Here is a 7914-nt window from a genome sequence, read left to right as displayed (position 1 = left end):
CGTGGTGCCGAGCAAATGGCTGGTCTGGTTGAAGCCCGGCCACGCCTTCCAGGTGGCCATCGACGAGACCGGCAAGATCTATCCGGTCAAGATGGTCCGAATTGGCGCCCGCATCGACCCCATCAGCCAGTCGGTCAAGGTGACCGGCGCCATCGGCGGCCATTTCCCCGAACTCTTCGCCGGTATGAGCGGGAAGGTGCTGCTCTCTCCGCCGGGCTGAGGGGGATCCGAGGTCGCTTTCGCAAGGCAGTGGATGAGGGTATCTTGCATCGGCGCGGCATAGCCGCAGACAGTCGATCGCCAAGGGGCCGCCATGTGGTTCAATATTCTGACCCATAACCACCATGATATGGAGACCATCGAGTCGCTGGCACCGGTGCTGGATCATCTGCGCCGTACCTTGTCCCTATGCGGCCACGAAGTCAGCGTGGTGCACGATCAGGTCTATCCCGATGCCATCAATCTCTATCTTGAGCACTTCCCCAAGGGGGCGGGGTTTGCCGAACGCTTCCGTGCCCTGCGCCGCCAGCACGGGGTCAAGATCGGTGTCATCGCCACGGAATTGATGATCGGCGGCGCCATTCCCTATGGCCGATTCGGCATCACCCATCCCGATCCCAGTTACATCCCCGACCGCGTCGCCGGGTTCAATGCGGTGGCGCAGGAAGTGGACTTCCTGTGGTGCTTGCTGGAGCGTACCGCAAAGGAATATCGCAATCGGGCGGCGGTGACCGAGTTCTTTCCCCTGGGCTATGTCGGCAGCGAGGGTGTGTTGGAGGCGCGGCGCTCGCCCCGGGACTTGCCCGCCGTCTTCTTCGGCAAGCTGACGCCGCATCGGGGCCGCACCCTGCACTCCATCATCGCCGCCGGGGTCAAGGTGGTGGCGGTGGGTCACGGCTTTCCCATGGGCTGGCAGTCGTCCAGCCTGACCACCTCGCTGCAGGACAGGGCCTGCATCGGCCTCAATCTTACCTTCCATTCCGCCGAGGACAGCAAGGGCAAAGTCGATCCCCGCTTTGCGTCCTGCCTGCGCATCGTCGACATGCTGTCGCGCGGCACCCTGGTGGTGTCCGAGGAGATTCCCTTCGACAATCCCTATCGGCCGTTCATGGTCAATGCGTCGGTGGAGGATTTGCCCGAGGTCTGCCGCTCGATCATCACCGAGGGGAATTGGGGCGAGCTGGCTGCGGAGAACTCGGCTCGGTTCCGTACCGAGATGGATGTTCGCGCCCTGTGCGGGCCAGTGATCGAGCGCACCCTGGCGGCACTGGACCGCCCGGCGGCCGCCAAGCGCAAGAAGCGCTGATTTCGCCTATTTCCGGCGGTGCCGCGCCAGATAGAGCGGAGTGCGGCTCTTGGGCACTTTGTGGATGAAGTTATAGCGCGCCACGTGGTAGCTGGGATCGAAGCCGTAGAAATTCAGCTTCATATGCTCCAGTTCCTCGGCGCGGTAGGCGTCCAGCGGCTTGGCGGCCTCGTCGGCGGCGCGGGCGAGGCGCTTGGCCAGCAGCCGTTCCTCCAGGGTCGGATCGGCGGCGTGGGCTTCGGCCATGGCCTCCACCAGGGAACGGAATTCCGCCACGCTGGCGCCGAAATGGGAGTCGATCAGCCCCAGGCGTTCCGCCTCATTGGTGCCCATGGGCAGGCGGGCCTCCACCACCTGGCGCGCCTTATCCTCGCCGCAGCGCCGGGGCAGCAGATAGGTCCAGTATTCCGAGCCGAACAGATTGCCCATGCCCTTGTAATGGGGGTTCAGCACCACGCCATCGCGGGCCAGCACCAGATCGGCAGCGAGTGCCATGAACACCCCGCCCGCTCCGGCATTGCCTTGCATGGCGGCGATGGTCAGATGGCTGGTGCAGGTGACGATCGCCCGGCACAGGTCGTTCATGGCGTTGATGTTGCGCCAGGATTCTTCGGCCGGGCTGGCGGCTGCCTCGATAGTGCCGAGATGGATGCCGTTGGACCAGAAATCGGGGCCGCCCATCAGGCAGATGACCTTGGTGGGGCGCGTGGCCGCCGCCGCGAAGGCCTCGGTCAGGCGCTGGCACTGCTCGGTGCTCATGGCGCCGTTGACGAAGGGGAAATGCAGGAAGCCGACCCCGTGGCGCTCGTCATACCAGATGTCGTGAGTGCCCGGCGCCTCGGCCAGGCCGGAAGTGTCGACCACCCGGGCGGTGGGCAGCTTCAGGGCATGGGGCTCGCGGGCGCGTAAGTGCCCGATCCACACCGCGCCGTCACGGGTGGCCCGCGCCACCGCGCCGCCGCGCCGCGCCAGCAAGGTGCCGGGCTCGCCGCTCAATCCCTCGGCGGCGTGGGCGTCATGAAGATAGACCTCGCGCCCCTGGATGCGGTCGAGCACGCCGGGCGTGCCATCGGCCGAGCGGATATTGCGCAGCACCGTGGCGGTGTCGTCCACCGCCCAGTCGATGGCGCGGTCGGCCTGTTTCATGGCCGGTTTCCAGGTGACGGCCTTGGGGCGGCCCTTGGGTCCGGTCGCCAAATTGCCGATGGCTTCCAGAACGGCCGAAACCGCCGCGTCGGCGACCTCGTTGCGATAGAGGCTGGACTTGCTAGCGGGGCGCAGGGGGAAGCTCCGCGTCGCCCAGACCGGTCCGGCATCCATCTCGGCTTCGGCCTGCAACACGGTGACGCCCCAAGTCTCCTTGCCCTCCAGGATGGCCCAGTCCAGGGCGGCGGGACCGGCATCGCCCTCGGGTCCCGGATGCACCACCAGGCAGAGGTGGTTCTTCCAGACCGTCTCGGGAATGGCGCGCTTGAGGAAGGGGGCGATGATCAGGTCGGGCCGGGCCAGTTCCACCGCCTGGATGGTGACGGAATCGTTGACGTCGAACTCGCAGGTGACGTCGTGGCCGCGCTCGGATAGTTCCACCCACAGCCGCTGGGTCAGCGAATTAAAGGAATGGGCGAGGAGGAGGATTTTCATGGTGAAGGCCCCCACCCCGACCCTCCCCCACGCTTCGCGCGGGGGAGGGGGATGGGGGAGGGACTCTTCCCCGATTTCGCGCGGGGGAGGGCCTTCTTAACGACTCCCTCCCCCGGCTTGGCCGGGGGAGGGTTGGGGAGGGGGCATGGTGACGGCGACATCAGCAGATCCTCGGCAACTGTTCGCCCGCCAGCCAGTCCACCACCCGCATGCCGCCCATGCCGGTCTTCATCTGGACGAAGTGGTGGGAATCGGCGCGGCAGGTGCCGATACGGGCGGCATTTTCGCCCAGGGGATGGGCACGCATCACCGCCAGCACCACCTCGGCATCGGCTTCGGCGCAGATGCAGATCAGCTTGCCCTCATTGGCGACATAAAGCGGGTCGAGGCCCAGCAGCTCGCAGGCGCCGCGCACCTCGGGCCGCACCGGGACAAGGTTTTCCTCGATCAGCATGCCGATCCCCGACTGGGTGGCGATCTCGTTCAAGGTGGCGGCCAGACCGCCTCTTGTGGGATCGCGCAGCACATGGATGCCGGGCGAGGTCTTGATCATTTCGGCTACCATGGTGTGCAGCGCCGCCGAATCCGACAGGATATCGGTCTCGAAGCCCAGCGACTCCCGCTGGCTCATCACCGCCACGCCGTGGTCGCCCATGGTGCCGGAGATCAGGATGGCGTCGCCCGCTTGCGCCTTGTCGCCGGAAATCTCGACGCCGGGCGGCACCATGCCGATGCCGGCGGTGGTGATGAAGATGCCGTCACCCTTGCCCTTTTCCACCACCTTGGTGTCGCCGGTGACCACCGGCACGCCCGCTTCCCGGCTGGCCCTGGCCATGGAGTCGACGATGCGCTTCAGGTCGGCGAGGGGAAAACCTTCCTCGATGATGAACCCCGCCGACAGCGACAGCGGCACCGCGCCCGCCATGGCCACGTCGTTGACGGTGCCGTGCACGGCAAGGCTACCGATATCGCCGCCGGGAAAGAACAGCGGGCTGATGACATAGCCGTCGGTGGTCATGACCATGCGGCCCGCCGGAACGTCGAAGGCGGCCTGATCATTGCGCTGGTTCAGGGCCGGATTGTCGAAGGCTTTGATGAACAGCTCCTCGACCAGTTGGGCCATGGCGCGGCCGCCGCCGCCATGGGTCAGGTCGACACGGCCATGGGCGATGTCCAGCGGGCGGGGATGGGCGCGGCGGGGCAGGGTCATTCATCACTCTCCGGCTCGGGGCCTTCGGCGTCGCCGGGGGCGGCGTCGCGGAAGCGGCCATAGGTCCAGTAGGCGGCGCAGGCGCCCTCAGCCGAAACCATGCACGAGCCCATGGGGTTCTCCGGGGTGCAGACGGTGCCGAACAGCTTGCAGTCCAGTGGCTTCTTGACGCCCCTGAGGATGGCGCCGCATTCGCAGGCCTTGTTATCGGCGGGCGTGTCCTGGGGGACATCCCAGCGCCGTTCCGCGTCCCAGGCGGCATAGGGCTCCTTCAGGCGCAGGGCGGAATAGGGCACCATCCCCAGGCCCCGCCATTCGAACACCCGGCGCAGTTCGAACATCTCGGCCACCAGCGACTTGGCCTTCTCGTTGCCGTCGCGGGTGACGGCGCGCGAGAACTCGTTTTCCACCTCGAAGCGGCCGTCATTGATCTGGCGCACCAGCATGCGCACCGCCTGCATCACGTCCAGCGGCTCGAATCCGGCGATCACCACCGGGCGCTGGTATTCCTCGGCGAAATATTCGTAGGGCCGCGAGCCGATGATGGTGGAGACATGGGCCGGGCCGATGAAGGCGTCCAGCTTGACGGTGCCCAACTCGCGCACTTCCGGGCTGTCGAGAATCTGGGTGATGGCCGACGGCGTCAGCACATGGTTGCAGAACACTGAGAAGTTGGTCAGGCCCAGCGCCTGGGCCTGTTTAATGGCCACGGCGGTGGGCGGCGTGGTGGTCTCGAAGCCGATGGCGAAGAACACCACCTGCTGGTCGGGATGGGTGGTGGCCAGCTTCAGGGCATCCATGGTGGAATAGACCATGCGGATGTCGCAGCCCTCGGCCTTGGCCTTCAGCAGCGACACCCGCTTGGAGCCGGGCACGCGCAGCATGTCGCCATAGGTGCACAAGATGACCCCAGGCTGGCGGGCCAGCCAGATCGCGGCGTCGATGCGGCCGATGGGCAGGACGCAGACCGGGCAGCCGGGGCCGTGGATCATGCGCACATTGGCGGGCAGCAGGTCTTCCAGCCCATAGCGCGAGATGGCATGGGTGTGGCCGCCACAGAATTCCATGATGTGGTAGGAGGCGCCCGCGTCGACCTCGGCCTTGATGGAGGCGGCGATGGCCCGTGCCACCTCCCCGTCGCGGAATTCGTCGATATACTTCACGCCTGGGGCTCCGCCGCCAATTCCCCCATTTCCTGAAACAGCGCCAGGGTCTGGGCCGCTTCCTCTGGGTCGATCACCGACAGGGCATAGCCCACATGGACGATGACGTAGTCACCCACCTTGACGTCGCTGACCAGGGCCAGCGACACGGTCTTGGCGATGCCGCCCAGATTGACCTTGGCGTTGTCGTCGGGCAGCAATTCGGTGACCAGGGCGGGCAAGGCGAGGCACATGATCGGGGTCCATTCCTCAATGTCATCGGGTCCCTGTTTCGTCACCCCCGGGCTTGACCCGGGGGTCCATGGATGCCCGGATCAAGTCCGGGCATGACGGGCAAGGGCAGTCACTCACTCAACGCCGCGATCCAGGCCTGGCCCAGGCTGAGCCCCGCATCGCCGGGCGAAACCGCCGAGGCGGTCAGCGGGTGCAGCCCGTAGCGGGTCAGTCCTTCCACCACGCCCTTGCGCAGCACCCGGTTGAGGAAGCAGCCGCCGCCCAGGGTCACGGTGGGAACCCCCACCGCCTGGGCCGCTTCCGCCGCCCAATGGGTCAGGGCGTCGATCAGGGTGCCGTGGAACAGGTTGGCTCCTTTTCCCGGGTCGGTGCAAGTCGACAACAGCGCCAGCAGCGGCATCAGGTCAAGAATTCCGTCTTGCAGCAGCCAGCCCGAGGCCACCGCCACCGGCTCGGTGACCATGGCTTCCAGGGCCATGGGGGCCTGGCCCTCGAACTCGGCCACCGGGTGGATGCCCAGCAGGCCGCAGGCGGCGTCGAACAGTCGCCCGGCGCTGGAGGTCTCGGGACAGTTCAGCCGCTTGTGCAGCACGCGGTTCAGCATGGCGGCGGCGGGGAAGTCGCGGAAGCGCCGGGCGATCTCGTCGCCGCGCCCCAGGCGCTGCAGTACGCCCGCCGCCATGCGCCAGGGCTCGCGCGCCGCCACGTCGCCGCCGGGCTGGGGTAGCAAGGCCAGATGGCCGATTCGGCGGAATTCGGCGCCGTCCACCAGCAGCAACTCGCCGCCCCAGGACTGGTTGCCCGGTCCCAGGCCGAAACCGTCCAGGGACAGGGCGATCACCGGCCCGTCATGGCCGTGCTCGGCCGCCACCGCCGCCGCATGGGCATGGTGGTGCTGCACCGGCACCAGGGGCAGGTCGAGGCCCTGGGCGAAGCGGGTGGAATGAAAATCGGGATGCAGGTCATGGGCGACGCGGAGCGGTGACGCGCCGGTCTCGGCCACCAGGGCCTCCACCGAAGCCTCGAAACCGGCAATGGCCTCGGGGGTGCCGAGGTCGCCATGGACCGGCGACAGATAGGCCCGATCGCCCTTGGTGACGCAGATTGTGTTCTTCAGGAAAGCGCCCACCGCCAGCACGCCGGGGACGGCGCGGGGCAGGGCGATGGTGGCGGCGATGGCGGTCATCAGCGTCCCGACTGTGCCTTGCGGTGCGCCGCCATGCGCCGCCGCCCCTCGGCGATCCAGGCCAGCCACTCGTCGAAGCCCTCGCCGGTCCGGGCCGAGAGTTGCAGTACCACGATGTCGGGATTGACGCGGCGGGCGAAGGCGATGCAGCGCTCGACGTCGAAATCGGTATGGGGCAACAGGTCGGTCTTGTTCAGGATCATCATGGATGCGGCGTGGAACATGTCGGGGTATTTCAGCGGCTTGTCCTCGCCCTCGGTCACCGACAGGATGGCGACCTTGTAGGCCTCGCCCAGGTCGAAGGCGGCGGGGCAGACCAGATTGCCCACATTCTCGATGAACAGCACCGAATCCTCGGCGATGGCCAGCTTGGCGATGGCCGATTCCACCATATGGGCGTCCAGGTGGCAGCCCTTGCCGGTATTGACCTGAAGAGCGGGGATGCCGGTGGCGCGGATGCGGTCGGCGTCGAAGCTGGTCTGCTGGTCGCCCTCGATCACCGCCAGCGGGAACTTGTCCTTCAAGGCCTGGGCGGTGCGGCACAGCAGCGTGGTCTTGCCCGAGCCGGGGCTGGACACCAGATTGAGGGCGAAGACCCCGTGGGCCTCCAGCCAGGCCCGGTTGCGCCCGGCGAAGTCGTTGTTATGGCCCAGGATGTCCTGCTCGATCTGGACGATGCGCGCCTGGGACAGACCCGGCACATGCACCCCGGCGATGCCTTGGCCGTAATGGATGTGACCATGGCCGTGGTCATGGTCGTGATCGTGGGAGTGGCCGTGATCATGGGAATGCTGGTGGCCGTCCAGCTTGGCGTCGCCGCAGCCGCAAACCGTGCACATCACTCCACCTCCAATTCCTTGATCCGCATCTCCTCGCCCCCGGTGACGGCCAGCTTGGCGCCGCCGCAATCGGGGCACAGATCAATGCGCGAGGTTACCGCCACCGTCTTCGAACAGTCCATGCACCAGGCGGTGCCGGGAATTCGGATGATCTCCAACCGGGTCTCGGCGGTCAGGGGGTTGCCCCGGGCCACGGCGCCAAAGCAGAATTCCATGCTTTCGGGCACCACGGTGGACAACTCGCCGATTTCCAGCCACACCGTCTTGACCTTGGTGAAGCCGTGGCTGGCGGCCTGTTCCTCCAGGATGCGCACCACGCCCTCGGTCAGACTCAT

8 protein-coding genes and 1 pseudogene are annotated in these 7914 nt (G+C 66.8%); 2 read left to right on the top strand and 7 right to left on the bottom strand.

All coding sequences use genetic code 11. The features are described from left to right. A pseudogene (locus tag A6A04_RS22685) lies at positions 1-220 on the top strand (efflux RND transporter periplasmic adaptor subunit); the annotation flags it as partial. A gap of 93 nt (positions 221-313) precedes the next feature. Then, positions 314-1306, top strand: coding sequence for a hypothetical protein (locus A6A04_RS09265; protein WP_068492159.1), 993 nt, complete (start codon positions 314-316; stop codon positions 1304-1306). A 6-nt stretch (positions 1307-1312) separates the two neighbouring features. On the opposite strand, the gene A6A04_RS09260 is transcribed toward A6A04_RS09265, so the two are convergent. From A6A04_RS09260 to hypA, 7 genes are all read right to left on the bottom strand, one after another. Beyond that, a complete protein-coding gene (locus A6A04_RS09260) occupies positions 1313-2947 on the bottom strand; it encodes a hydrogenase maturation protein (RefSeq protein WP_068492176.1) in 1635 nt (544 codons plus the stop codon). A 160-nt stretch (positions 2948-3107) separates the two neighbouring features. After that, entirely contained in the window at positions 3108-4157 is a 1050-nt protein-coding gene (hypE, locus tag A6A04_RS09255; protein ID WP_068492157.1) for a hydrogenase expression/formation protein HypE, read from the bottom strand. Continuing rightward, a complete protein-coding gene (gene hypD / locus A6A04_RS09250; protein ID WP_068492155.1) occupies positions 4154-5320 on the bottom strand; it encodes a hydrogenase formation protein HypD in 1167 nt (388 codons plus the stop codon). Before hypD ends, hypE begins: the two co-directional genes overlap by 4 nt. Continuing rightward, a complete protein-coding gene (locus tag A6A04_RS09245; RefSeq protein WP_068492152.1) occupies positions 5317-5553 on the bottom strand; it encodes a HypC/HybG/HupF family hydrogenase formation chaperone in 237 nt (78 codons plus the stop codon). The genes hypD and A6A04_RS09245 overlap by 4 nt, the downstream gene beginning before the upstream one ends. 110 nt (positions 5554-5663) lie before the next feature. After that, a complete protein-coding gene (locus A6A04_RS09240) occupies positions 5664-6740 on the bottom strand; it encodes a Kae1-like domain-containing protein (protein WP_245651145.1) in 1077 nt (358 codons plus the stop codon). Beyond that, on the bottom strand, positions 6740-7579 hold the full coding sequence (gene hypB, locus A6A04_RS09235) for a hydrogenase nickel incorporation protein HypB (RefSeq protein ID WP_068492150.1): 840 nt from the start codon (positions 7577-7579) through the stop codon (positions 6740-6742). Before hypB ends, A6A04_RS09240 begins: the two co-directional genes overlap by 1 nt. Beyond that, positions 7579-7914 (bottom strand): hydrogenase maturation nickel metallochaperone HypA, encoded by a 336-nt coding sequence (gene hypA / locus A6A04_RS09230; RefSeq protein WP_245651144.1) that lies wholly within the window; start codon positions 7912-7914, stop codon positions 7579-7581. The genes hypB and hypA overlap by 1 nt, the downstream gene beginning before the upstream one ends.

The sequence above is a fragment of the Paramagnetospirillum marisnigri genome (genome assembly GCF_001650715.1).
In the GTDB taxonomy this organism is placed as follows: Bacteria; Pseudomonadota; Alphaproteobacteria; order Rhodospirillales; family Magnetospirillaceae; genus Phaeospirillum; species Phaeospirillum marisnigri.
Note: the sequence above shows the minus strand (reverse complement) of the source record. Positions and strands in the feature narration are given on the sequence as shown.